This is a genomic window from Streptomyces bottropensis ATCC 25435 (assembly GCF_000383595.1).
GTDB lineage: Bacteria > Actinomycetota > Actinomycetes > Streptomycetales > Streptomycetaceae > Streptomyces > Streptomyces bottropensis.
Window position 1 is genome coordinate 6,294,589 of sequence record NZ_KB911581.1, and the last position, 23,518, is coordinate 6,318,106.

Annotated in this window: 20 protein-coding genes; 9 read left to right on the plus strand and 11 right to left on the minus strand. The window is 71.9% G+C overall.

Translation table 11 applies throughout. From position 1 onward, the window contains the following. From STRBO_RS0128110 to STRBO_RS0128120, 3 genes are read right to left on the minus strand one after another with little or no spacing between them, the layout of a single operon-like run. Nucleotides 1–1,065 (minus strand): iron-containing alcohol dehydrogenase family protein, encoded by a 1,065-nt coding sequence (locus STRBO_RS0128110; RefSeq protein WP_005484615.1) that lies wholly within the window; start codon nt 1,063–1,065, stop codon nt 1–3. After that, a complete protein-coding gene (locus STRBO_RS0128115) occupies nt 1,053–1,805 on the minus strand; it encodes a phosphocholine cytidylyltransferase family protein (protein WP_005484617.1) in 753 nt (250 codons plus the stop codon). Before STRBO_RS0128115 ends, STRBO_RS0128110 begins: the two co-directional genes overlap by 13 nt. Then, nucleotides 1,802–3,607 (minus strand): DUF5941 domain-containing protein, encoded by a 1,806-nt coding sequence (locus STRBO_RS0128120; RefSeq protein ID WP_028796887.1) that lies wholly within the window; start codon nt 3,605–3,607, stop codon nt 1,802–1,804. The genes STRBO_RS0128115 and STRBO_RS0128120 overlap by 4 nt, the downstream gene beginning before the upstream one ends. A 413-nt stretch (nt 3,608–4,020) precedes the next feature. On the opposite strand from STRBO_RS0128120, the gene galE reads away from it, so the two are divergent. From galE to idi, 4 genes are all read left to right on the plus strand, one after another. Then, on the plus strand, nt 4,021–4,989 hold the full coding sequence (gene galE / locus STRBO_RS0128125; RefSeq protein WP_005484619.1) for a UDP-glucose 4-epimerase GalE: 969 nt from the start codon (nt 4,021–4,023) through the stop codon (nt 4,987–4,989). 158 nt (nt 4,990–5,147) lie between these two features. Further along, nucleotides 5,148–6,086, plus strand: a complete 939-nt coding sequence (locus STRBO_RS0128130; RefSeq protein ID WP_005484621.1) for a cation diffusion facilitator family transporter — start codon at nt 5,148–5,150, stop codon at nt 6,084–6,086. Then, nucleotides 6,077–6,604: a GNAT family N-acetyltransferase gene (locus tag STRBO_RS0128135; RefSeq protein WP_005484623.1), complete on the plus strand. Its 528-nt coding sequence runs from the start codon at nt 6,077–6,079 to the stop codon at nt 6,602–6,604. Before STRBO_RS0128130 ends, STRBO_RS0128135 begins: the two co-directional genes overlap by 10 nt. A gap of 126 nt (nt 6,605–6,730) precedes the next feature. Continuing rightward, a complete protein-coding gene (idi, locus tag STRBO_RS0128140; RefSeq protein ID WP_028796888.1) occupies nt 6,731–7,324 on the plus strand; it encodes an isopentenyl-diphosphate Delta-isomerase in 594 nt (197 codons plus the stop codon). A gap of 42 nt (nt 7,325–7,366) precedes the next feature. Here idi and STRBO_RS0128145 read toward each other — a convergent pair whose 3' ends face one another. Next, entirely contained in the window at nt 7,367–7,882 is a 516-nt protein-coding gene (locus STRBO_RS0128145; protein ID WP_020115187.1) for an ATP-binding protein, read from the minus strand. A 289-nt stretch (nt 7,883–8,171) separates the two neighbouring features. On the opposite strand from STRBO_RS0128145, the gene STRBO_RS0128150 reads away from it, so the two are divergent. Further along, a complete protein-coding gene (locus STRBO_RS0128150; RefSeq protein ID WP_005484628.1) occupies nt 8,172–8,915 on the plus strand; it encodes an enoyl-CoA hydratase/isomerase family protein in 744 nt (247 codons plus the stop codon). A 17-nt stretch (nt 8,916–8,932) separates the two neighbouring features. On the opposite strand, the gene STRBO_RS0128155 is transcribed toward STRBO_RS0128150, so the two are convergent. Then, on the minus strand, nt 8,933–9,568 hold the full coding sequence (locus STRBO_RS0128155) for a DJ-1/PfpI family protein (RefSeq protein ID WP_005484630.1): 636 nt from the start codon (nt 9,566–9,568) through the stop codon (nt 8,933–8,935). 10 nt (nt 9,569–9,578) lie between these two features. Continuing rightward, a complete protein-coding gene (locus tag STRBO_RS0128160; protein ID WP_005484632.1) occupies nt 9,579–10,538 on the minus strand; it encodes a GlxA family transcriptional regulator in 960 nt (319 codons plus the stop codon). A 125-nt stretch (nt 10,539–10,663) separates the two neighbouring features. Here STRBO_RS0128160 and STRBO_RS0128165 point away from each other — a divergent pair, with 125 nt between their 5' ends. The 3 genes from STRBO_RS0128165 (at nt 10,664) to STRBO_RS0128175 (ending at nt 14,372) form a co-directional block, all read left to right on the plus strand. Continuing rightward, nucleotides 10,664–11,530, plus strand: coding sequence for an SCO6745 family protein (locus STRBO_RS0128165; protein ID WP_020115188.1), 867 nt, complete (start codon nt 10,664–10,666; stop codon nt 11,528–11,530). 85 nt (nt 11,531–11,615) lie between these two features. Further along, nucleotides 11,616–11,759, plus strand: a complete 144-nt coding sequence (locus STRBO_RS45550; protein WP_020115189.1) for an LPFR motif small protein — start codon at nt 11,616–11,618, stop codon at nt 11,757–11,759. A 219-nt stretch (nt 11,760–11,978) separates the two neighbouring features. Continuing rightward, nucleotides 11,979–14,372, plus strand: coding sequence for a Tex family protein (locus STRBO_RS0128175; RefSeq protein WP_005484638.1), 2,394 nt, complete (start codon nt 11,979–11,981; stop codon nt 14,370–14,372). A gap of 125 nt (nt 14,373–14,497) precedes the next feature. Here STRBO_RS0128175 and STRBO_RS0128180 read toward each other — a convergent pair whose 3' ends face one another. Together STRBO_RS0128180 and STRBO_RS0128185 are read right to left on the minus strand one after the other, a co-directional pair. Further along, entirely contained in the window at nt 14,498–16,138 is a 1,641-nt protein-coding gene (locus STRBO_RS0128180) for an ABC-F family ATP-binding cassette domain-containing protein (protein WP_005484640.1), read from the minus strand. Nucleotides 16,139–16,213: 75 nt separating this feature from the next. Next, complete coding sequence (locus tag STRBO_RS0128185) at nt 16,214–17,242, minus strand: hypothetical protein (protein WP_005484641.1); 1,029 nt, start codon at nt 17,240–17,242, stop codon at nt 16,214–16,216. A 66-nt stretch (nt 17,243–17,308) separates the two neighbouring features. On the opposite strand from STRBO_RS0128185, the gene STRBO_RS0128190 reads away from it, so the two are divergent. Then, complete coding sequence (locus tag STRBO_RS0128190; RefSeq protein WP_005484643.1) at nt 17,309–18,259, plus strand: NAD(P)/FAD-dependent oxidoreductase; 951 nt, start codon at nt 17,309–17,311, stop codon at nt 18,257–18,259. A gap of 181 nt (nt 18,260–18,440) precedes the next feature. Here STRBO_RS0128190 and STRBO_RS0128195 read toward each other — a convergent pair whose 3' ends face one another. The 3 genes from STRBO_RS0128195 to STRBO_RS0128205 form a co-directional block, all read right to left on the minus strand. Beyond that, nucleotides 18,441–20,165: a BCCT family transporter gene (locus STRBO_RS0128195; RefSeq protein ID WP_020115191.1), complete on the minus strand. Its 1,725-nt coding sequence runs from the start codon at nt 20,163–20,165 to the stop codon at nt 18,441–18,443. A gap of 83 nt (nt 20,166–20,248) precedes the next feature. Beyond that, nucleotides 20,249–21,520, minus strand: a complete 1,272-nt coding sequence (locus STRBO_RS0128200) for a M14 family metallopeptidase (protein WP_005484645.1) — start codon at nt 21,518–21,520, stop codon at nt 20,249–20,251. Next, a complete protein-coding gene (locus tag STRBO_RS0128205) occupies nt 21,517–23,481 on the minus strand; it encodes a Xaa-Pro dipeptidyl-peptidase (RefSeq protein ID WP_028796889.1) in 1,965 nt (654 codons plus the stop codon). Before STRBO_RS0128205 ends, STRBO_RS0128200 begins: the two co-directional genes overlap by 4 nt. Between the last annotated feature and the right edge of the window lie 37 nt (nt 23,482–23,518).

Sequence of the window (23,518 nt, forward strand, 5' to 3'; positions counted from 1 at the left end):
TCAGCTACTGATGGCTTTGGCATAGTCGGCGTAGGCGTCCTTGATCTGGTCGGTGCTCAGTTCGAGGTGTTCCAGGATGGTGTAGCGGCCCGGCCGGGTCTGCGGGGCGAACTCCACGACCTGGACGAACTCGTCCACGGTGAAGCCGATCTCGTCCGGGAGGACCGGCAGGCCGTGGTGGCGCAGGACCTCGACCATCTGGCCCGCGACCTCGTGGTTGCCCCGCAGGAACGTGGCGAACGCGCCGCCGAGGCCGCACTGTTCGCCGTGCAGGGCGTTGCGCTTGGGGAAGGTCAGGTCGAAGGCGTGGCTGATCTCGTGACAGGCGCCCGAGGCGGGACGGCTGTCGCCGGCCACGGACATGGAGATCCCGCACAGGACGAGCGACTCGGACAACGTCGTCAGGAACTCGTCGTCGCCGACCCCGCCGGGGTGGCGGAGCACGGCCTCGGCGGCCTGGCGGGCCATGGCGGCGGCCAGTCCGTCGACCTTCTCGCCCGTCTCCCGGCTGGACAGCTCCCAGTCGGCCACGGCGGAGATCTTGCAGATCACGTCGCCGATGCCGGCGCGCACGAAGCGCACCGGTGCCTCGCGGATGACGTCGAGGTCGATGACGATGCCGATCGGGTTCGGCACACCGTAGGAGCCGCGGCCCGCGTCGTTGTCGAGGGTGGCGACCGGGGAGCACAGACCGTCGTTGGCGAGGTTGGTGGCGACGGCGACCAGCGGCAGGCCCACCCGGGCGGCCGCGTACTTGGCACAGTCGATGACCTTGCCGCCGCCGAGCCCGACCACGGCGTCGTAGTGACCGCCCTTCTTGATCGAGTCGGCGAGCCGCACCGCGCCGTCGATGGTGCCGTCGGCGTCGCAGAACCAGTCGGCCTCCGGGAACGCCGGGGCGAACCGGTCGCGCAGCGCGGCGCCGGAGCCGGCGCTGATGGCGAAGGCCAGCCGGCCCGACGGCGCGATGCGCTGGTCCGACAGGATCGTCGCCAGGTCATCGAGCGCGCCGGGACGGATGTCCACGACGATCGGCGAGGGGATGAGCCTCGTCAGTACTGGCACGCGATCTCACGTCCCTTGGCGAGGTCGTCGTGGTTGTCGATCTCGACCCACTTGACGTCACCGATGGGGGCCACGTCGATACGGAAGCCGCGGTTCACGAGCTCCTGGTAGCCGTGCTCGTAGAACTGCTGCGGGTCCGTCTCGAAGACCGTCTTCAGGGCGTCGGCCAGCTCGTCGGCGGCCTCGCCCTCGATGAGGGTGACGCCGATGTACTCACCGGTCGCCTCGGCCGGGTCCATCAGCTTGGTGATCTTCGTCATGTCGCCCTCGGGGCCGACGACGACCTTCATCTCCTCGTCGGCGAGGGACTTCACCGTGTCGAGGGCGAGAATGATCTTCTTGCCGTCGCCGCGGGCGGCCAGCAGGGTCTTCTCGACGGAGACCGGGTGCACGGTGTCGCCGTTGGCGAGGATCACCGAGTGCTTGATGGCGTCACGGCCGCACCACAGGGAGTAGGCGTTGTTCCACTCCTCGGCCTTGTCGTTGTCGATCAGGGTGATCTTGACGCCGTACTTCTGCTCCAGCGCCTCGCGGCGCTCGTAGACGGCCTCCTTGCGGTACCCGACGATGATCGCGACCTCGGTCAGGCCGATCTCGGCGAAGTTGCCGAGCGTCAGGTCGAGAACGGTGAGGCTGTCCTCGTCGCCCTCCGGACCGACCGGCACGAGCGCCTTGGGAAGGGTGTCGGTGTAGGGGCGAAGACGCCGTCCGGCGCCGGCCGCCAGCACGAGGCCGATCATGCGGGTTCTCCTTCATCGTGTACGGCGGGTGCGCCTGTCTTATGGGCGGTCACCCAGAAGCGGATGCTCTCGAAGAGCACCAGCAGCGCCACGGTCACGGCGAGAGCCGTGAGCGCGACCTTGAACTCTGTGGGCGCGAGCAGCGCGGCCAGGACGGTGACCAGCAGGGTCCTGCCTTCGTGTCCCCCGATGGCCCGCACCAGCCACTGCGGCGGCGCTCCGGCGTCCCCGCGGATGCGGTACACCGTGTCGTAGTGATGGTAGGCGACCGCGGCCACCAGCCCGAAAGCCGCCGGAAGGGCGCCGTTCACCTCGGCCTTCGCCGCGAGGATCAGGACGGTGCCGTACTCGGCGGCGCGGAAGAGCGGGGGGATCAGCCAGTCGAGGGGGCCCTTGAGGGGGCGGGCGACGGCTTCCGCGGACACCAGGACGTACGCGCCGGCGCAGATGACCACCGCCCGGCCGGGCCCGTCGATCCAGGCCGCGAGCACCACGACGGCAGCGCCCGCGAGGGCGAACACCGGCGCCAGGGCACGCGGTCCGCCGGGCAGGACACGGGCGAGGAACTCGGCCAGGGGCCCGCTGTCCGCGAGGTCCGCCAGCGCCCGCGCCGCACGGTCCGTCCGCTTCGCCTTGCGCGTCAGTGAGCGCAGGACGCGGCCGGCCGTGGTGTAGGTCGCGGCGAAGGCACAGCCGACGAGCAGCGCGTAGAAGGTGACGCGCGGTGTGGTGACCGCCGTGAGGACGGCGATCATGGCCCAGCGCTCACCGATCGGCAGGACGATCATCCGGCGGATCCAGACCGTCCAGCCGACGCTGTCGAGCTTGCCCGAAAGCGCGGCCGTGGGGCTGGTGTTGGCGGTGGCGTCGTGATTCGCCTCGTTGAAGGAGAAGTCGACGATGTGCCGGCAGCTCTGCAGGACCATCGCGCCGAGCGCGAGGGCCCATACATCGTCACCGCCGCGGGCGGCGCCGAGGGCGAGGCCCGCGTAGTAGGCGTACTCCTTGGCGCGATCGAAGGTGGCGTCGAGCCAGGCGCCGAGCGTGGAGTACTGCAGGGAGTAGCGGGCCAACTGGCCGTCGGTGCAGTCGAGGACGAAGGAGAGGATCAGCAGCAGGCCGGCCGCGACGTAGCCGCCGCGGGTGCCGGTGGCCGCGCAGCCCGCCGCGATCAGGGCGGTGATCAGCGAGGCCGTGGTGACCTGGTTCGGGGTCAGGCCCCGGCGGGCGCACCAGCGGGCGAGGTAGCGGGAGTACGGGCTGATGCAGTACGTGGTGAAGAAGCCGTCGCGGGACTTCACCGCGGTGCGCAGGCGTACGGCCTCGTCGTCGACGGCGGCGACCGCCCGGTGGGCCTCGTCGCGGGTCCGCGGGTCGGCGGGGACGGCGGCGACCAGGGTGCCGAGTTCGGGGCGGTACAGGCTGACGCCGTCCGCGTCGAGGGCGGCGACGATCCGGTCGGCGACGCTGTCGACGGCGACGGCGGTGCCGCCGCTCGCGGCGGGGTTCTCGCGGGTGAGCACCCGGGTCAGCGCCTGACGGCCGGCGGCCCGTACGGTCACGGCGCCCGGCAGGGCGGCCGCCTCGAAGCGGGGGTCGGTGAGTCCCAGGCGCAGGGCGTGCACGTGGCCCACGAAGCGGGCGTCGACGATCGCGACCCGCTGGTCCGCGGGCACCGCCGCCAGGAGCCTCGCGGCGTCACCGGCGTCGGAGGCGACCCGCACGTCGAAGCCGAGCGAGCGCAGATCGCCCTCCAGCGACGATCCGGGCACCGGCTGACCGGTGAGGATGGCGGTCGACAGAGGAACTCACTCCCTGGGTGCCGACGCGACCGCGCCGGACATGTACGTGGTGGAAGGCGGCCAGGCCCTGGGGGCCGGCGGCGTGTCGGCAGAGGTTATCGGATGAAGGGAAGCAGGCGTTCACCGCCCGTTCACGGCCTGATCGGTCGCACCTGCTCAGGGCGTTGCTCCTCCGCCGCGATCATCATCGGGGATGTGGGGGGTGCGCCACAAACTCCGGTACGCATATCAGTTCATACGGGGTCAAGGAGTGGGTGCGGGCCCCTGTGAGGACCGTGATCCGCGTCCCCCGCACACCGCGCGGGGAACCGTGCGTCGGGCCACGACGAGAGCCGTGCCCGCCAACCCTGCACGCCCTCCCCGGTGAACGGACACAACACGGCCCCCGGCCCGCCCCCGAATAAGGTGGCCCCATGACATGGCTGATCACAGGCGGGGCGGGCTACATCGGCGCACACGTGGCGAAGGTCATGACCGAGGCCGGCGAACAGGTCGTCGCACTGGACGACCTCTCCGCAGGGGTCCGCGGCCGCCTCCCCGAGCACATCCCGCTGGTCCACGGCTCCGCCCTCGACGCCGACCTCCTCAAGCGCGTCCTGGCCGAGCACGCCGTGACCGGCGTGGTCCACCTCGCCGCCCGCAAGCAGGTGGGCGAGTCCGTCGCCCAGCCCACCCGCTACTACCAGGAGAACGTCGGCGGTCTCGCCACCCTCCTGGAGGCGGCGGCCGGAGCCGGGGTGGACCGCTTCGTCTTCTCCTCCTCCGCCGCCGTCTACGGCAACCCGGACGTGGACCTCATCACCGAGGACACCCCGTGCGCCCCGATGAGCCCGTACGGCGAGACCAAACTCGCCGGGGAATGGCTGGTCCGGGCCGCCGGCCGGGCGCACGGCATGGCCACCGTGTGCCTGCGGTACTTCAACGTGGCGGGGGCCGCCGACGCGGCACTGGCCGACACGGGCGTCTTCAACGTCGTCCCGATGGTCTTCGACCGCCTCACCCGTGACGAGGCCCCGCGGATCTTCGGCGACGACTACCCGACCCCGGACGGCACCTGCGTGCGGGACTACATCCACGTCGCCGATCTCGCCGACGCGCACCTCGCGGCCGCCCGGCGCCTCGCCGGGGGCGCCACGGGCGACCTGACCGTGAACATCGGCCGCGGCGAGGGCGTTTCGGTCCGCGAACTCATCGACCTGGTGGGCGAGGTGACCGGCGACCGACGCCCCGCGCTCGTCGAGGCGCGCCGTCCCGGCGACGCGCCGCGCGCGGTCGCCTCGGCCGCACGGGCCGAACGGGAGCTCGGCTGGACGGCCCGGCGCGGGGTGCGCGAGATGGTCGAGTCGGCCTGGGAGGGCTGGCGGTTGCATCGCGGCCTCTGACCCGTACCGATCATGGCAACGCTCTGACCTGCACATCGTTTCCGCAGGTCAGAGCACATGACAACGGTGTTCAGTGCCGCGTTGCCGGATACCCCCCACCCGTAGTTCACTGTGGTCCGGAGCCGAACACACGGACGCTTTCGAGAGGCGGCAACCCCATGGGGGCTGGGCACGATCACGGGCACGCGCATCACGCGCCGACCACGGGTACGGCGGCAGCGGCGTACCGCGGACGGCTGCGCGTCGCGCTGTCGATCACGCTCACCGTCATGGTGGTCGAGATCGTCGGCGGCGTGCTCGCCGATTCGCTCGCGCTCATCGCGGACGCGGCCCACATGGCGACGGACGCGGTGGGTCTCGGGATGGCGCTCCTCGCGATCCACTTCGCGAACCGCCCGCCGAGCGGCAACCGCACCTTCGGCTACGCCCGCGCCGAGATACTCGCGGCGCTCGCGAACTGCCTGCTGCTGCTCGGCGTCGGCGGCTACGTCCTGTACGAGGCGATCCAGCGCTTCGTCACACCGGTCGGCACCGAGGGCGGGCTGACCGTCGTGTTCGGCGCGATCGGTCTGGTCGCGAACATGATCTCGCTGACGCTGCTGATGCGCGGCCAGAAGGAGAGCCTGAACGTACGGGGCGCCTTCCTGGAGGTGGCCGCGGACGCCCTCGGCTCGGTGGCGGTGATCATCTCCGCGACGGTCGTCCTGCTCACCGGCTGGCAGGCCGCGGACCCGATCGCCTCGCTGGTCATCGGCCTGATGATCGTCCCGCGGACGGTGAAACTGCTGCGCGAGACCCTCGACGTCCTGCTGGAGGCGGCCCCGAAGAACGTCGACATGGCCGAGGTGCGAGCCCACATCCTGGCGCTGCCCGGCGTGGAGGACGTCCACGACCTGCACGCCTGGACGATCACGTCCGGTATGCCGGTGCTCTCCGCCCATGTGGTGGTCGGCTCCGACACGCTGGACTCCATCGGCCACGAGAAGATGCTGCACGACCTCCAGGGCTGCATCGGCGACCACTTCGACGTCGAGCACTGCACCTTCCAGCTGGAGCCGAGCGGCCACGCGGAACACGAGGCGAGACTGTGTCACTGACCACCGGGACGACCCACTGGACGACGCGACCGGAGACGCCGGCCGACCGGGAGGGGGTGTACGCCGTCAACGCCGCCGCCTTCGAGACCGACGCGGAGGCCAGGCTCGTCGACGCGCTCCGCGAGGACCCCGGGGCCTGGCTGCCGGAGCTGTCCTACGTCGCCGAGGCGCCGGACGGCACGCTCGCGGCCTACGCGCTCATCACGCGCTGCCATGTGGACGAGGTCCCCGCGCTGGCGCTGGCGCCCGTCGCGGTGCTGCCGGACCGGCAGCGGCAGGGAGCGGGTGCGGCCGTCGTCCGCGCGGCACTGGAGGCGGCACGCGCGCGTGAGGAGGGGCTGGTCCTCGTCCTGGGGCATCCGGAGTACTACCCGCGCTTCGGCTTCGTACGTGCGTCCGAGTACGGCATCCGGCCGGGCTTCGACGTGCCGGACGCGGCGATGATGGCGCTGGTGCTGGACGGTTCCGCGCCGGTGGCGCCCGGCACCCTCAGGTATCCGGCCGCCTTCGGGGTGTGACGCGCGGGCCTGGGCGTGTCTGCGGGCCGGGGCGGGCGGGTAGGACATGCGGGTTCGCGCGAAGTGCCGGGAGCGGCGGTTTCGTGCGGCAGACTTGAGGCTCGAAGAACGAGGCGAAGGATGGGCATGCCGATCACACCTGCCACCGCGGTGCAGAGTTCGCAGAACGGGACCACGGAAGCGATCCTGCTGGAGCTGGTCGACGAGGACGGCACCACGATCGGCACCGCGGAGAAGCTGGCCGCTCATCAACCGCCCGGTCAACTGCACCGGGCCTTCTCCGTGTTCCTGTTCGACGAGCGCGGGCGGCTGCTGCTCCAGCAGCGGGCCCTCGGCAAGTACCACTCCCCCGGCGTCTGGTCGAACACCTGCTGCGGGCACCCCTACCCGGGCGAGTCCCCCTTCGCGGCGGCCGCGCGGCGGACGCACGAGGAGCTGGGGGTCTCCCCGGCGCTGCTCGGCGAGGCGGGCACGGTCCGCTACAACCACCCGGACCCGGACTCGGGCCTGGTGGAGCAGGAGTTCAACCATCTGTTCGTCGGTCTGCTGCAGGCCCCGCTGCGGCCGGACCCGGAGGAGGTCGGGGCCACCGCGTTCGTGACCCCGGGCGAGCTGGCGGAGCGGCACGCCGAGGACATCTTCTCGGCCTGGTTCATGACGGTGCTGGACGCGGCCCGGCCGGCGGTCAGGGAGCTGACGGGTCCGGCCGCGGGCTGGTGACGGCACCGGGTCGGTGGACCCGATCCGCGGACCGGTGATCACTCACCCCTGGATCAGGTGTGCGGGTCTGAGCGGCAGGGCGGCCCAGATCACCTTGCCGCCGCTCGCGGTGTGCTCGACGTCGCAGACGCCGCCCGCCTCCAGCGTGATCTCGCGCACCAGCAGCAGACCGCGGCCGCCGAGGCGGCCGTGGTCGGTCTCCAGGGCGGTCGGGCGGTAGGGGTGGTTGTCCTCCACGGAGACCCGCACCCACTCCGCTCCGACGGCGACCTCGACGGCCAGCGTGGGCGACAGGAGCGCCGCGTGTTTGACGGCGTTCGTCACCAGCTCGGAGACGATCAGCAGAAGTCCTTGGACGAGGTCGTCCGAGATCGGCACACCCTGACGGGCGAGCAGGTCCCGGACGGCGCGCCGCGCCTGCGGCACCGAGGCGTCGACGGCGGCAGCGGTGAACCGCCAGACCCCTTCGTAGGGCAGTGGCTCCGGCGGACCCGGGTCCTCGGAGCCGTGCCCGCCGCCGTCAGGGCGTGGGTCGCTCCCGCGCCCTTGGTCGTCCATCGTCCGGTCGCCACCCTTGCGCTCGATTGTCACCACATGTCGAGTGTTGGTAACGGAGCGCCGAGCACGGAGGACTGAACAGAAGTCAGCGCGTATCGACGACTTTCGGATCGTTCGCGAGCGAATGAGTAAGTCGTGCGACCGTCTTTGTTCGACACTTGTCCCTTGCGGAACTATTCGGGTTGTACGGGTATGACGCCGAAGCCGGTGGCGCGCCGACCGGAGCGCCCGCCGGGCCCGCGACGGGGCCCCGCTCGTACGCGCGCGAGGGGTGGCTAGCATCCGGTGCATGGAGCCTCAGCTGCTGGAATCCGTCGCCGACGGGGTCGCGACCGTCGTCGTCCACCACCCGGCCAAGCGCAATGCCATGACGGCCGGGATGTGGCGGGCGCTGCCCCCGCTGCTCGACCGGCTGGGCGCCGACCCCGGTGTACGGGCCCTGGTGCTCACCGGGGAGGGCGACACGTTCTGCGCGGGCGCCGACATCTCCACGCTGCGGGAGGCCCCGGGCGAGGCCCAGGAGCTGGCGGGTCGTGCCGAGGAGGCCCTCGCCGCCTTCGCCAAGCCGACCCTCGCGGCGATCCGGGGCCACTGCGTGGGCGGCGGCTCGCAACTGGCGGCGGCCTGCGATCTGCGGTTCGCGGAGGAGGGGGCGCTGTTCGGGATCACTCCGGCGAAGCTGGGGCTCGTCTACCCGGCCTCCTCCACGCGGCGGCTGGTGTCGCTGGTCGGGCCGGGCACCGCCAAGTACCTGCTGTTCTCGGGTGAGTTGATCGACGCGGAGCGCGCACTGCGCACGGGGCTGGTGGACGAGGTGCTGCGCGTGGGCGAACTCGCCGGTCGTCTCGCGGAGTTCACCCGGGTGCTGGTCTCGCGCTCCCGGCTGACGCAGGCGGCGGCCAAGGAGTTCGCGAACGGCCGCACCGACCGCGACGCCCACTGGGCCGAGCAGGCACGCGGCAGCGCCGACGCCGCGGAGGGCGTCGCCGCGTTCCTGGAACGCCGGCAGCCCCGGTTCACCTGGACGGTCTGAGGGGCGGCCGGCAGCGGTCACATCAGGGCGAAGCGGCTGTTGGTGCGGAACTCCTCCACCAGGTGGGCGGGGGCCTTGTGCGGGGCGCCGGCGTCGTAGGGCGGCTGCGGGTCGTACTCGGTCATCAGCTGGACGGCCTGGGCGTGTTCGTCGCCCGCGATCCGGCCCACCAGGGTCAGGCCCATGTCGATGCCGGAGGAGACCCCGGCCGCGGTGACGTACTTGCCGTCGAACACGACCCGCTCCCCCGTGGGCTCGGCGCCGTACTGCTTGAGGAAGTCCAGCGCCAGCCAGTGCGAGGTGGCCCGGCGGCCTTCGAGGAGACCGGCGCCGGCCAGCAGCAGGGAGCCGGTGCACACGGAGGTCGTCCAGGCGCTGGTGCGGTCGGCCGTGCGCAGCCACGCGAGGAGGGTCTCGTTCTCCATCTGCGCGAACTGGCCGGGACCGCCCGGCACCACGACGATGTCCGGACTCGGGACCTCGGCGAGGGTCCTGTCGGCCGTGAGCGCGAGGGCGCCGGTGTCGGAGCGGACCGGGCCCCTCTCCTCGGCGACGAAGACGAGTTCGGCGTCGGGCAGACGGCCGAGGGTCTCGTAGGGGCCCACCGCGTCGAGGGCGGTGAAGCGGTCGAAGAGGACGATGGCGATCTGCATGGGATCCCTTTCAGTGGGTGGGGGCGGAGGCCGGGCGGAAGCGGCGGCGGTACTCCGCCGGGGAGGCGCCGAGGGCCTTCACGAAGGCGCGGCGCATGGCCTCGGCGGTGCCGTAGCCGCAGGTGCGGGAGATCTCCTCGACGCCGTCGGCGGTGTCCTCCAGGAGGCGGCGCGCGTGTTCGAGGCGGACGCGGTCCACGTATCGGCCCGGGGTCATGCCCGTCTCGGCCCGGAAGGCGCGGGCGAAGTGGCGGGGTGAGAGCCGGGCGCGGGCGGCCAGGCGCTCGACCCCCAGGTCGGCTGCGGGATGCTCGGTGATCCACTGCTGGACGTCGCGGAGCGGCTCCCGCTTGGCCGTCTGGGCGGCCAGCTGGGCGCTGAACTGGGCCTGGTTGCCCGGTCTGCGGAGGAAGACGACGAGGTGGCGGGCGATGGTGAGGGCCGCGTCGCGGCCGATGTCCTCCTCGACGAGCGCGAGGGCCAGGTCGATGCCGGAGGTGACACCGGCGGAGGTGGCGATGTCGCCGTCGCGGACGAAGATGGGGTCGGGGTCGACCTCGATCGCCGGGTGGTGGCGGGCCAGGGTGTCGCAGTACGCCCAGTGGGTGGTGGCCCGGCGGCCGTCCAGCAGGCCCGCCTCGGCGAGCAGGATCGCGCCGGTGCAGACCGAGACCAGGCGCTTTGCGCGCGGGCCGTGCTCGCGCAGCCAGGCGACGGTCTCGGGGGCGGGGCTGCGGGTGCCCTGGCCTCCGGGGACCAGCAGGGTGTGCGGGGTGGGTGCGGCGGCGAGGGAGTGGTCGGGGACGAGGGTGAGCCCGCTGGAGGTGCGCACGGGCGTGCCGTCCAGGGAGGCCGTGACGATGCGGTACGTCCCCGGAGTGTGCTGTTCCGCGCCGGCGAAGACCTCCAGCGGGCCCGTGACGTCGAGGCTCTGCACGCCGTCGAAGAGGACGACCAGGACAGTTCGCATGTCATCGATTCTTGGGCGGGCGGGGCATGGCCGCAATGACGAGCACCCCTCCTTTCCTGCCATGGACGAAAAGACGGGCGGTCCGACTCCCCACGACCTACTAACCGGTCGGTAACATGCCCGCCATGACCTCCTCTCTGCCGGACCGCGCCGGGCGGCGCTGCCATGGTTTCCTCAATCCCTTCCACTCCGCGCACTACTTCTCGCCGGACCTCGGCCGGGAGCTGGCCGCCGTGGGGGTGAAGCACCCGCAGGCGGCGTACTTCGCGGTGCGGGCCGCGGCCATGGGCCCGGTCGGCGCGGGCGTGGTGACGGCGACGTTCTTCAACTTCCGTCATGAGCTGGTCGCGGAGCACGTGCCCGCCGTGTGGGAGGCCGCCGCGCCTCCGGCGGTGCTGGCGGCCCGTGAACGCGCCGTCGACGCCACGCTGCGGCGGCTGCTCGGTGAGGAGCTGATCGCCTCCGAGGAACTGGCCGAGGCGGCGCGGCTGGCCCTGCGCGCCACCGAGGCGTGCACGAGGACCGCGCGCCCCCTGTATGCCGCGCACGCTGATCTCCCCGTACCCGAGCGCCCCCACCTCGCGCTCTGGCACGCGGCCACGCTGCTGCGCGAGCACCGGGGCGACGGGCATCTCGCGGTGCTCCTCGACGCCGGTCTGGATCCGGTGGAGGCGCTGGCCAGCCACACGGCGACCGGCAAGGGCATGTCCCCGAAGTGGGCCGCCGGCACACGCGGCTGGAGCCGGGACGAGTGGGACACCGCGCTCACCCGGCTCCGGGAGCGCGGGCTGACCGACGGCGACGGCGAACTGACGGAGGCGGGTGTGGCCCTGCGCCGGAACATCGAGGACGCCACGGACCGGCTCGACCTGGCGCCGTACGAGCATCTGGGCGCGGCCGGGGTGGAGCGGCTCACCGAGCTGATGAGCACACTGGTGACGACCATGCTCGCCGCGGGGGCGTTCCCGGCGGGGATGACCGGCAAGGGCTGATCCGAACGGTTCAGGCATGAACGACGGCGGACGCGGTACCCGATCAGTCCTGGCCCAGCCAGCCGGGAAACGAAAGGGGAAGTACGTGTTCCGTGCCATCGCAGACGTGTTGCGACAGATCGGTGGGGCCATCGCGACGGTGGTCACGCTGCCGTTCCGGGCCGTGGCCCGGCTCTTCGGCGGCGCGTCGAGTTCGACGCGCGGCGGCGGGCGGGCCCGTCGGGCCTGAGACGGCCGAGTGGACCTCGGGAGCCGGACGCGAGCGACGCGTCCGGCTCCCCGTGCGTCCGGACCGTCCCTTCCGGCCACGTCCCTTCCGGCCACGTCCTGTCCGGTCCGGGTCCGGTCCGCCCGTCCCGGTCGACGAGTCTCACGGCCTGAGCCCCCGCTGTCGGTGCCACCTGCCACAATTGCCGCGCAACCCCAGTGGAGAAGGCGGTACGGGAACGTGACGACACCCCTCGTAGGGTCCATCGAAGGCAGGATCGCCGAGGAACTCGGCGTACGGGAGCGGCAGGTCAGAGCCGCGGTGGAGCTGCTCGACGGCGGTTCGACCGTGCCCTTCATCGCCCGCTACCGCAAGGAAGCGACGGAGATGCTCGACGACGCGCAGCTGCGCACGCTGGAGGAGCGGCTGCGCTATCTGCGGGAGCTGGAGGAGCGGCGGACGGCGATCCTCGACTCGGTGCGCGAGCAGGGCAAGCTGACGCCGGAGGTCGAGGCGCAGATCCGTGCCGCGGAGACCAAGGCACGGCTGGAGGACATCTACCTCCCCTTCAAGCCCAAGCGGCGCACGAAGGCGCAGATCGCCCGGGAGGCGGGCCTCGAACCGCTGGCCGAGGGACTGCTCGGCGACCCGACGATCGAGCCGTCGGCCGCCGCCGCGGCGTTCGTGGACGCCGACAAGGGCGTCGCCGATCCGCAGGCCGCGCTGGACGGCGCGCGGGCGATCCTCACCGAACGGTTCTCGGAGGACGCCGACCTGATCGGCGAACTGCGCGAGCGCATGTGGGTACGGGGGCGGCTGGCCGCCAAGGTGAAGGACGGCAAGGAGGAGGCGGGCGCCAAGTTCGCCGACTACTTCGACTTCGCGGAGCCGTTCACCGATCTGCCCTCCCACCGCATCCTGGCGATGCTGCGCGGTGAGAAGGAGGACGTCCTCGATCTCGTCCTGGAGCCCGAGGAGCCCTCCGAGCAGCCCGGTCCCTCGTCCTACGAGGGGATCGTCGCCCATCGCTTCCAGATCGCCGACCGCGGGCGCCCCGGTGACAAGTGGCTGACGGACACGGTCCGTTGGGCCTGGCGGACCCGGATCCTCGTCCACCTCGGCATCGATCTGCGGCTGCGGCTGCGGACGGCCGCCGAGGACGAGGCGGTGAACGTGTTCGCGGCGAACCTGCGCGACCTGCTCCTCGCCGCCCCCGCCGGCACCCGCGCGACGCTCGGCCTCGACCCCGGTTTCCGTACGGGCGTGAAGGTCGCCGTGGTGGACGCGACCGGCAAGGTCGTGGCGACCGACGTGATCTACCCGCACGTCCCGGCCAACAAGTGGGACGAGGCCATCGCGAAGCTGGCGCGGCTCGCCAAGGAGCACGCGGTCGACCTGATCGCGATCGGCAACGGCACGGCCTCCCGCGAGACCGACAAGCTGGCCGGTGAACTGATCACCAAGCACCCGGAGTTGAAGCTCACCAAGGTGATGGTGTCCGAGGCCGGCGCATCCGTGTACTCGGCGTCGGCGTTCGCCTCGCAGGAGCTGCCGGGCATGGACGTCTCGCTGCGTGGCGCCGTGTCCATCGCGCGCCGCCTCCAGGACCCGCTGGCCGAGCTGGTGAAGATCGACCCGAAGTCCATCGGTGTCGGGCAGTACCAGCACGACCTGTCCGAGGTGAAGCTGTCGCGTTCACTGGACGCGGTGGTGGAGGACTGCGTGAACGGGGTGGGTGTGGACGTGAACACGGCTTCCGCGCCGCTCCTCGCGCGTGTGTCCGGCATCTCCTCCGGCCTCGCCGAGAACATCGTGACCCACCGCGACGCCAACGGCCCCTTCACGTCGCGTTCCCAGCTGAAGGGCGTGGCGCGGCTCGGTCCGAAAGCGTACGAGCAGTGCGCGGGGTTCCTGCGGATCCGGGGCGGCGACGACCCGCTGGACGCGTCCAGCGTGCACCCGGAGGCGTACCCCGTCGTACGGCGGATGGTGAAGACCTCCGGCCAGGAGGTGGCGGCGCTCATCGGCAACACGGAGGTGCTGCGGTCGCTCAGGCCCGCGGACTTCGTGGACGAGACCTTCGGTCTGCCGACCGTGTCGGACATCCTGAAGGAGCTGGAGAAGCCGGGGCGTGACCCCCGGCCGGCCTTCAAGACGGCCACCTTCAAGGAGGGCGTGGAGAAGATCTCCGACCTGGTGTCCGGGATGGTGCTGGAGGGGGTCGTGACGAACGTGGCGGCCTTCGGGGCGTTCATCGACATCGGTGTCCACCAGGACGGTCTGGCGCATGTCTCCGCGCTGTCCAAGACGTTCGTGAAGGATCCGCGGGATGTGGTGAAGCCCGGGGACATCGTGAAGGTGAAGGTGCTCGACGTCGACATTCCGCGGAAGCGGATCTCTCTGACGCTGCGGCTCGATGACGAGGCGGCGGCGAAGGGGCAGGGCGGCGCGGGGCAGTCGGGCGGGGGGTCTCGGCCTCAGCGTGGGGGGCGTGGGTCCCAGCCGCCCCGGCAGCAGGGGCGTGGGGGTGGGGGCGGTGGGTCCCGGCAGGGGGCTGGGGCTCCCGCGCCCTCCAACAGTGCGATGGCTGATGCGTTGCGGCGGGCGGGGTTGGTGGACAAGAAGCGGCGGTGAGTGTGGCGGCGGGGGTTCGCCCCCGCCGCCCCTACACGTCCCTCCCCCACCAGCAGGGCCTGGGCTTTTAGGGGCGCGGGGAACTGCGCGACCAGCCCCCGCTCAGCCGCAGTCGACAGCGGTGCTCAGCCCTCCGTCACCTTGCCCGCCTCCACGGTGAGGCGGCGAGTCACGTGGACCGCGTCCAGCATGCGGCGGTCGTGGGTGACCAGGAGGAGCGTGCCCTCGTAGGAGTCGAGGGCGGACTCCAGTTGTTCGATGGCGGGGAGGTCGAGGTGGTTGGTGGGCTCGTCGAGGATCAGGAGGTTGACGCCTCGGCCCTGGAGGAGCGCGAGGGCCGCGCGGGTGCGCTCGCCCGGGGAGAGGGTGACCGCCGGGCGTAGGACGTGGGCCGCCTTGAGGCCGAACTTGGCGAGGAGGGTGCGTACTTCGGCGGGTTCCGTGTCGGGGACGGCCGCGGCGAAGGCGTCGAGCAGGGACTCGGGGCCGTGGAAGAGCCCCCGCGCCTGGTCGACCTCGCCGACCAGGACGCCCGAGCCGAGGACGGCGTGTCCCGAGTCCAGCGGGACGCGGCCGAGCAGCGCGCCCAGCAGCGTCGACTTGCCGGCGCCGTTCGCGCCCGTGATGGCGATGCGGTCGGCCCAGTCGATCTGCAGCGACACCGGTCCGAAGGCGAAGTCGCCGCGCCGCACCTCGGCGTCGCGCAGGGTGGCGACGACGGCACCGGAACGCGGGGCCGGCGCGATCTCCATGCGCAGCTCCCACTCCTTGCGCGGCTCCTCGACGACGTCCAGCCGTTCGATCATGCGCTGGGTCTGCCGGGTCTTGGCGGCCTGCTTCTCGCTCGCCTCGCTGCGGAACTTGCGGCCGATCTTGTCGTTGTCGTTGTTCGCCTTGCGCCGCGCGTTCTTGACGCCCTTGTCCATCCAGGAGCGCTGCATCTGGGCGCGGTCCTGGAGGGCGGCCTTCTTGTCGGCGTACTCCTCGAAGCCGTCGCGGGCGTGCCGACGGGCCGTCTCCCGCTCCTCCAGATAGGCCTCGTAGCCGCCGCCGTAGAGGTTGATCTGGTTCTGGGCGAGGTCGAGTTCGAGGACCTTGGTGACCGTGCGGGTGAGGAACTCGCGGTCGTGGCTGACGACCACCGTGCCCGCGCGCAGGCCGGAGACGAAGCGTTCGAGCCGTTCCAGACCGTCGAGGTCCAGGTCGTTGGTGGGCTCGTCGAGGAGGAAGACGTCGTAGCGGGAGAGGAGGAGCGAGGCGAGTCCGGCGCGGGCGGCCTGGCCGCCGGAGAGGCCGGTCATCGGCTGGTCCAGGTCGACGCCGAGGCCGAGGGAGGCGGTGACCTCCTCCGCACGCTCGTCCAGATCGGCGCCGCCCAGGTCGAGCCAGCGCTCCAGGCTCACCGAGTACGCGTCGTCGGCGCCGGGCGCGCCGTCCACCAGGGCCTGAGTGGCCTCGTCCATCACGCGCTGGGCCTCGGCCACGCCCGTGCGCCGGGCGAGGAACTGCCGGACACTCTCGCCCTCCCGGCGCTCCGGCTCCTGCGGCAGGTGGCCGACGGTCGCCGTGGGCGGGGACAGCCGCAGCTCGCCCTCCTCCGGCGGGAGCAGACCGGCGAGCAGCCTGAGCAGCGTGGACTTGCCCGCGCCATTGGCGCCGACCAGCCCGATCACATCGCCGGGGGCGACGACGAGGTCGAGCCCGGAGAAGAGGGAGCGGTCGCCGTGGCCGGCGGCGAGGTTCTTGACGACGAGGGTGGCGGTCACAGGGGGCGATCCTAACGACAGGAGGACGGGACCTCCCAGCCGCGTCGGGTGCCGGGTCCCGCCCGCCCTGCGAACTCACGCCGCCATCGGCTCCACCAGGACCGTTCCCGAGGTGCGGGCCACGATGAACGACTCTCCCCTCACCGCCTTGGGGTCCAGGCCGATGCGGTGCCGGCCGGCCGGGAGGATGCCGTCGAAGAAGCGGTAGGTGTGGGGGCGGTAGAGCCGGTCGAGGCGGTAGGCGGTCAGCTCCACGCGGCAGGTGGAGGTGATCTCGATGCCGGCCTGTCCCCCGGCGGCGACGAGACGGATCAGGCGGCGCTGCCGTGCCGGGCTGCGGTCGAGGGCGTGTTCGATCTGGGCGACGAGCAGCGGGATGATCGGGGCGAGCCCGTCGACGTAGGCGACCTTGACCCCCGCGCGGTCGAAGGCCAGGCGCACGGCGGCGCGGTCCGCCTCGCCGACGGCCCGGCCGAAGACCACGGCACCGTAGGTCCGCAGTTCGTCCTCGGGCACACCGGTGGCGTCGTGCGCTATGTCGGTGCCGATGCCGATGGCACGCAGGGCGGCGGCGAGTCTGGCGAGGACGGCGACCCGGGCACCGATGAGGAGGACCCGGCGGCGGACCGACGGCTCGGCGGCGGACTCCGACAGCAGGGACTGCAGCGCGCCGCGGTACTCGGGGCCGCGGAAGCGGAACGGACCGATGCCCGTGTAGCCGTTCAGCTTGAGGTCGGCCTCCTCCGCCGTCTGCCAGGCGAAGTCCCGCCACACGAAGTCCTCGCCGGCCCGCTCGATGACCGCGGTCACGGCTCCGCAGGCGAGGTCGGCGCATTCGGGGCAGCCGTAGATGATGTAACGGCCCTGCGTCAGGGGGGCTTCGGCTTCCAGGAGCAGGCTGCGCACCTGGGCGGTGAAGATCGAGGGCGGGACGTCGGAGGCTAGTGGGGAGACGGCATCGAGGTCGGAGAGCTGGTACAGCAGCGGGCGTCCGTCGACGATGAAGTCCACGAAGTCCCGGTGCACCTGGTAGTCACCGTTGGCGAGGACGCCACCGGCTCGCATCGCCGGTGCCAGGCCGAAGGTCGCGTACTCGGCAGACATGGTGTGAGTATCCCCACAAAGGCAGACTTCTGCGCACGGTCCGCCACATTCCGTTAGCGTCCCTGCGTGACCAAGGAATCGAACAGCGATGTGATCGTGGTCGGTGGCGGAGTCGTCGGTCTCACGACGGCCGTCGTGCTGGCGGAGGGCGGCAGGCGGGTCCGGATCCGGACACGGGAGCCCGCGGAGCTGACGACGTCCGCCGTCGCGGGCGGACTGTGGTGGCCCTATCGGATCGAGCCGGAGGAGCTCGTCGGCGCGTGGGCGCTCGTCACCCTGTCCGTGTACGAGGAGCTGACGGCCCGGTCCGGCGAGACGGGCGTACGCATGGTCGAGGGCGTACACGGCGGGACCGAACTGGACGGACTGGGTGCGTGGGCCTCCCGGGTGCCCGGGCTGCGGGTGGCGACGGCCGGTGAGTACGCGGGCGTCGGCCTGTGGGCGCGGCTGCCGTTGATCGACATGCCGGTCCATCTGCGGTGGCTGCGCGAGCGGTTCGCCGCGGCGGGCGGGGTGGTGGAGGAGCGTACGGTCACGGATCTCGCGGCGGTCGACGCGCCGGTCGTCGTCAACTGCACGGGGCTGGGGGCGCGGAAGCTGGTGCCGGATCCCTCCGTACGGCCGGTGCGGGGTCAGTTGGTCGTCGTGGAGAACCCCGGGGTCACCACCTGGCTCACCTCGGTGGATCACGGCGGGTCCGAGAGCACGTACTTCATTCCTCAGCCGGGCGGTCTGATCCTGGGCGGCACGGCGGAGGAGGACGCCTGGTCCCTGACGCCGGATCCGGTGATCGCGCGGGAGATCGTGCGGCGGTGTGCGGCGATCCGGCCCGAGATCGAGGGGGCCCGGGTCATCGAGCACCGGGTGGGGCTGCGGCCCGCGCGGCCCGCCGTGCGGTTGGAGCGCGAGGTCCTGCCGGGCGGGCGGGTGTTGGTGCACAACTACGGTCACGGTGGGGCAGGGGTCACGGTGGCGTGGGGCTGCGCGCGGGAGGCGGCACGACTCGCCTCCGGGTGACCGGCGCAGGCGCGGGGGCGAGTGCGAGTGCCTAGGCCAGTGCGCGTGCGAGCCAGTGCGCGTGCGAGCCAGTGCGCGTGCGAGCCAGTGCGCGTGCGAGCCAGTGCGCGTGCGAGGCGTGACGAGGGCGGCCGCGAAATGTCGCGGCCGCCCGCCCACTCCCCCCGCGCCCCTGCCCCTCTCACTCCGCGCGGTGGCCGATCGGGTCGCCCTCGATCTCCGTGCCCTGGCCGGGGCCGACCCTGATCTCGAAGTCGCCGTCGTAGCGCTTGTGGCCCTCGATGACGGCGAGTTCGACCGCCTCGGAGGCCATCTCCTCGCGCACCATCACCGAGTCACGGCGCAGGTCGCGCATGAGCGCGACGCACATGCCGATCATGACGACGACGAACGGCGCGGCGGCCAGGATCGTCAGGTTCTGCAGGCCCGTGAGGGCGTCACCCTGCCCGCTGCCGACCAGGAGCATGATCGCGGCTACGGCCCCGGTGACGACGCCCCAGAAGACGACGACGAAGCGGCCGGGTTCGAGCGCGCCGCGCTGGGAGAGCGTGCCCATGACGATGGAGGCGGCGTCGGCGCCGGAGACGAAGAAGATGCCGACGAGGATCATCACGAGCAGGCTGGAGACCGTGGCGACGGGGAACTCGTGGAGGACGGCGAAGAGCTGGCCCTCCGGGGTGGCCTCCTCACCGAGCCGGCCCTGCTCCTGCAGCTTCATCGCCGTACCGCCGAAGACGGCGAACCAGACGAGGCTGACCGAGCTGGGGACGAGGATGACGCCGCCGATGAACTGGCGGATGGTGCGGCCGCGGCTGATGCGGGCGATGAACATGCCGACGAAGGGCGTCCAGGAGATCCACCACGCCCAGTAGAAGACGGTCCAGCTGCCGAGCCAGTCGGCGACGCCCTTGCCGCCGGACGCCTCGGTGCGGCCCGCGAGCTGGGGCAGGTCGCCGAGGTAGGAGAAGGCCGAGGTGGGCAGCAGGTCGAGGATGAGGATGGTGGGGCCGGCGACGAAGACGAAGACGGCCAGCAGCAGGGCCAGCACCATGTTGATGTTGGACAGCCACTGGATGCCCTTCTCGACTCCGGACACGGCGGAGGCGACGAAGGCGAGGGTCAGGACCGCGATGATGCCGACGAGCAGGCCGGTGCTCACCTTGCCCATCCAGCCCAGCTCCGTGACACCGGAGCCGATCTGGAGGGCGCCGAGGCCGAGGGAGGCCGCCGAGCCGAAGATCGTGGCGACGATCGCGAGGATGTCGATGACCCGGCCGGTGGTGCCGTTGGCGTGCTTCTCGCCGATCAGCGGGGTGAAGACGGCGCTGATGGTCTGGCGGCGCCGCTTGCGGAAGGTGCTGTAGGCGATGGCGAGGCCGACCACCGCGTAGATCGCCCAGGGGTGCAGCGTCCAGTGGAAGAGGGTGGTCGCCATCGCCGTTTCCATGCGCTCGCCGGAACCCTCGGGGTTCGTGCCCGGCGGGGGCGCGGTGTAGTGGGCGAGGGGTTCGCTCACGCCGTAGAACATCAGGCCGATGCCCATGCCGGCGCTGAACATCATGGCGACCCAGGAGACCGTGCGGAACTCGGGCTTCTCGCCCTCGACCCCCAGGTGGATGCGGCCGTAGCGGCTGACCGCGAGCCACAGGGCGAAGATGACGAAGCAGGAGGCGGCCAGCATGAACGCCCAGCCACCGTTGTGGATCAGGCCGCTCAGCATCTTGCCGGAGGCGGTTTCGAGCGAGTCGGTCCAGATGGCACCCCAGAGGACGAAGGCCAGGGTGAGTGCCGCCGTCACGCCGAACACGACACGGTCCGTCCGGGGCCGCCCGCCGCCGGAGAGGCCCGCTTCCGAGCCGGGAAGCGCGCCTCCCCCGTGGTGGGGGGTCTGTTGGTCGTGCGTCACAGGTGGAACCTTTCAAGAGTGGCTGGAACTGACCCTCTCCTGCCCAGGAACGCCTATCACATGTGACCTCGACACTTTCTTGTTCAACAGGTGGTGTCGGGCACTCCCTCCGCCAGGTGGTACGGCGCCCGCTCGTCGAGCAGCAGCGGCACGAGCGCCCGCAGCCGCTGGCGCAGCGGTACGAGTACGCCGTCGCCGTCACCCTCGGGCCGTACGCGGACGCCGTGCAGGGCCAGCTCGTCCGCGAACTCTTCGTACTGCTGTTCGGTGAGCCGGTAGCCGCAGGGCGGGTCCGGGATCACCTCGGCGGGTTCGGCCGGGTCGTTGTCGGCACCGCCGACGTAGACCGGGCCGGTGTCGCGCAGGCCGGCGAGACGGGCCGCGCCGGTCACCCGGTCGACCCGTCGGCCGCGTTCACCGGCGAAGGCGAACAGCCCCTTCAGCGCCGCGAGCTGCGAGTTCACCCGGCGAAGGTGGTTGGCCGGTCCCTCGGTGCCGCCGGCCGCCGGTTCCACGCGGCTCTCGATCAGCAGTCCGACCGAGTGCTTGATTCCGGACATGTTCCGCAGGATGCGTTCCTGGCCGTCACCGGCGACCTGGCGGATCGGGTCGCCGGTGACCGGGTCGGTCCAGATGCCGTAGGTGCCGGTCGTGTGACCGGCGGCCCACGCGGCCGGGCGCACGTGGTCCAGGGAGAGGGTGCGGGCCTCGGCGTGGACGGCCGCGTCGGTGTTGAGGTTGCGGGGCCAGAGGTCGAAGAGGTCCTTGTCGTAGTACTGGGGTGTGGCACCGTATTCGTGCAGGTCGTAGACGACGTCAGGTTGGTGGTCGCGCTGGACGGCGGCGAGCGCCCGTGCCTCGCCCGTGTGCAGGGCGAGGTGGTCGCGGTTGATGTCGATGCCGTCGGCGTTGCCTCGGGTGTCGGCGGCCCGGCCGTCGGGGTTGGCCGTGGGGACGACGAGAACGGTGGTGGACCGCAGCAGCCGCCGGGTCCGCTCGTCCCCGGAACGAGCGAGGTCGCGGATCGTGGTGAGGCAGGCCTCGCGGCCGGAGGGCTCGTCGCCGTGCTGGCTGCAGATGAGCAGGACCGTGCGCGAGGCGGACCGGGCGCCGACGCGGACGAGCTGGAGCGGGCGGCCCTGCCCGGTCGTGCCGATCCGGGCGACCGACACACGGTCGCTCGCCCGGTCGACGGCGGCCAGGAACTCCTGCTCCTCGGGCTGAGTGGTCCAGCGGGCGCCGCCCGACCGCTCGAACCCGGTGCGCGGCGGGGCGGTGTCCGTGGCGTACGCGGGCGTCGACAGCAGGGGGGCGGCGAGGGCGGTGGCGATCAGCGCCGCGATCCGGGCCCTCACGCCGTGCCGCCGGGCACGCGGGCGGCCCGGCCCGGGTCGCGCACGCCGTCGAGCACGGTGGCCCCCGGGGTGGCCGTGGCGCCGGTGGTCGCCCTCTCGAAGGCGGCGGCACCGCCGACCAGCGGAACCTTCGCGGAGGTCCTCCGGAGGTCGATGGTCAGGGTGGGCGTGGCGGCCGGCGGGTCGATCAGGTCCTTGTCGGTGCCCGCGACGATCAGCGCGAGACGGTGGCCGGCCGGAACGACGTGGTCGCTCGCGTGCAGGTCGAGCGTGATCGTGTACGGGGTGCCGGGCGTGAGCGGGGCTCCGGTGCCCGAGGAGTGGTTGCCGAGGTCGGCCCAGCCGCGGCTGAAGATCGTGTAATCCACGTCGGCCGTCTTCGCCCGGGTCTCCCGGAAGCAGGAGCTGTCGCCGGTCGTGCTCGGGCCCCAGCAGGTGCGCTCGGTGAGGGTGGTGATGCCCTCGCCCGCCGCCGCGTAGTCACGGACGGTGTCCGGGCCGAGGTCGACCAGGACCGCCGAGAGGTGGGCGGCGGAGGTGGTGGACGTGGCGGTGACGGTGACCTTGGAGGAGCCGGACAGCCGCAGGTCCCTGGTGAGGGGCGCGGTGACGAAGCCCGCCTTGTCGGGGGTGGACCTGTCGACGTACGCGGCCCAGTCGGTCTCGTCCAGCGCCGGGTCGTCGGTGAAGGACTCGGTGCCGGACCGCTTGCGCAGGCCGAGGGTGCCGACGCCCGGTGCGCTGCCCTTCGCCGGGCGGAGGGTCGCGGTCCTGGTCGCGCGCGGCGGCCAGAGCGTGGACGTCTCCCACTGGTCCGGGTGGCGTTCGATGTCGGCCATGGGCTCGTCGTCGATGCCGTTGTCGTAGCCGAGGAGTTCGTGGTCGAACCAGCGGTGCAGGGTGTCGGCCCACTCCGCGCGGCGGAAGTCGAACGGGTCGACGTGGCCGGTCTGGGAGAGCCAGATCCTGCGCTCGACGCCGTGCGCGGCGAGGGCGTCCCACCACTGGCCGAAGTGCTTGGGGCGGACGTTCAGGTCCTGCTGGCCGTGGATGACGAAGACGCTGGCGTCGATCTTCCGGACGTTCCTGACGTAGTCGCGCTCTGCCCAGAAGGGGGTCCGGTCGCCGGTGCGCGGGGCCCCGTCGACCAGTTTCCGCTGGACGTGACCGCACTTGGCGCGGGCTCCCGGGCTCTCCACGTAGTCGGAGAGCCACTCGGGACCCGAGTCGTAGAGGGGGGCGCCCTTGGCGAAGTAGTAGTCGTACCAGGAGGAGATCGCGCCGATCGGGACGATGGTCTCCAGGCCCTCGACGCCGGTGGCGGCCACACCGTTGGCGATCGTGCCGTCGTAGCTCTTGCCGATCATGCCGGTTCTGCCGTTGGTCCAGCGGGCCTTGGCCAACGCGCCGCCCGTGCGGGTGGTGTACGCCCTGCCGCGGCCGTTGAGCCAGTCGACGACCGCCTTGGCGGACTGGATGTCGGAGCGGCCGCCGACGTCCACACAGCCGTCGGAGCGGTTGGTGCCGGCGAGGTCGACGGCGACGAACGCGTAGCCGCGGGGCACGAAGTAGTTGTCGTAGAACAGCGGTGTCTGGACGATGTTCCCCTGGGCGTCGTACGTCTTGCGCTGGCTCTCGTTGCCGCGTCCGCAGCAGGAGTAGTACGGGCTGGCGTCCATGATCACGGGAATCTTGCGGCCCCGCTGGGCGGGTTCGCTCGGACGGACGATGTCGACCGCGACGCGGTCCTTCCTCCCGTCGCGGTCGCCGTCGAGCCCGGTGTCCACCCAGACGGCCTCGCGGATGGCCTTGTCGTACGAGTAGACCGGTTCGCTCTTCCGGGGGGCCGGGGTGCCGGCGACCGCCGGGGTGAGGAACGAGGCCGTGAGGGCGGCGGCCGTGGCCGCCGTCGCGAGCGATCTCCAGGTCGTGAAGCGTGTGCGTCGCACAGGTATCGGCATGCGCGGACGGTACTGCGGTCAACTCCCGTGCAAAAGA

Bases quoted from the DNA above. Each gene is read 5' to 3' on its own strand.
- STRBO_RS0128115 (WP_005484617.1), bottom strand. From the start codon at position 1,805: ATGATCGGCCTCGTGCTGGCGGCCGGCGCCGGACGGCGTCTTCGCCCC.
- idi (WP_028796888.1), top strand. From the start codon at position 6,731: ATGCCGATCACACCTGCCACCGCGGTGCAGAGTTCGCAGAACGGGACC.
- STRBO_RS0128185 (WP_005484641.1), bottom strand. From the start codon at position 17,242: ATGTCTGCCGAGTACGCGACCTTCGGCCTGGCACCGGCGATGCGAGCC.
- galE (WP_005484619.1), top strand. From the start codon at position 4,021: ATGACATGGCTGATCACAGGCGGGGCGGGCTACATCGGCGCACACGTG.
- STRBO_RS0128165 (WP_020115188.1), top strand. From the start codon at position 10,664: ATGACCTCCTCTCTGCCGGACCGCGCCGGGCGGCGCTGCCATGGTTTC.
- STRBO_RS0128145 (WP_020115187.1), bottom strand. From the start codon at position 7,882: ATGGACGACCAAGGGCGCGGGAGCGACCCACGCCCTGACGGCGGCGGG.
- STRBO_RS0128160 (WP_005484632.1), bottom strand. From the start codon at position 10,538: ATGCGAACTGTCCTGGTCGTCCTCTTCGACGGCGTGCAGAGCCTCGAC.
- STRBO_RS0128150 (WP_005484628.1), top strand. From the start codon at position 8,172: ATGGAGCCTCAGCTGCTGGAATCCGTCGCCGACGGGGTCGCGACCGTC.
- STRBO_RS0128155 (WP_005484630.1), bottom strand. From the start codon at position 9,568: ATGCAGATCGCCATCGTCCTCTTCGACCGCTTCACCGCCCTCGACGCG.
- STRBO_RS0128205 (WP_028796889.1), bottom strand. From the start codon at position 23,481: ATGCCGATACCTGTGCGACGCACACGCTTCACGACCTGGAGATCGCTC.
- STRBO_RS0128130 (WP_005484621.1), top strand. From the start codon at position 5,148: ATGGGGGCTGGGCACGATCACGGGCACGCGCATCACGCGCCGACCACG.